The sequence below is a fragment of the Streptomyces sp. SID10853 genome (genome assembly GCF_010548145.1).
Lineage (GTDB): Bacteria > Actinomycetota > Actinomycetes > Streptomycetales > Streptomycetaceae > Streptomyces.
On the sequence record NZ_JAAGLN010000514.1, the window covers coordinates 1 to 762 of the forward strand.

Genomic DNA, 762 nt, shown 5'->3' on the forward strand with positions numbered 1-762 from the left:
TGCGGCGGGGGTCCTGTGCTGTACGCGTCGGCGGACGGCGCGGCCGGGCTCGTCGCCGCGAGCGCGGACGAGGCGCTGGAGCTGGCGATCGGACTGCCCGGGTGGCCCGGTCTGCTGCATCTGTCCCCCGCCGACGCCGGGACACGGCTGGCCGCCGCGGTGGCCGCGTCGGACGAGGCGATACGGAAGTCGCTGCCGGATCTCGACGCCCGGCGGGCCGCGCTGCGCGGGGCGCTGGACCTTCCCGACCGCTCCCCCGGCGAGCTGTTCGCCCGGCTGCACACGGCCCTGCTCCGTACAGAGCCCGACCATCTGCTGCTCGAAGCGGCCGGCGGCCGGGCCTGTGCGCGGCTCGATCCGCATCCGCGCCCGCCCCTGCGGGAGACCGTACTGAGTCCGGGTCTGACGGATCTGGCACAGCTGCGGGACGACCCGTCGCTGTGGCCCCGGTCGGCCGGGGACAAGGCGCGTCGCGCCACGGTGCTGCGGGCGGCGCAGTTCGACCGGCAGGACCGCGATCTGCCGCTGCTGCGCAGGCTGCTGGCGGCCGAGGCCGCCTCTCCGGGGACGAGCGAGGGGCTGCGCCTCGCCGCCGTACTGGTGGCTCTGCACGGCCACTCGGAGGCTCTGCCGCTGCTGCGCGCCGCCCACGCGGCGCCGCAGGCCGCCCGGTGGGGGCTGCCGGAGATACCGGAGCGGCCCGGGGCCGTACTGGAGTGGGCCCGCGGCCTCGACGGCTCGCAGTTGGGCGACGACCCCGCT

At 77.4% G+C, this 762-nt stretch carries 1 pseudogene; it reads left to right on the forward strand.

Annotated elements, in window-relative coordinates:
- Positions 1-15: 15 nt before the first annotated feature.
- A pseudogene (locus G3I19_RS36715) lies at positions 16-762 on the forward strand (hypothetical protein); the annotation flags it as partial.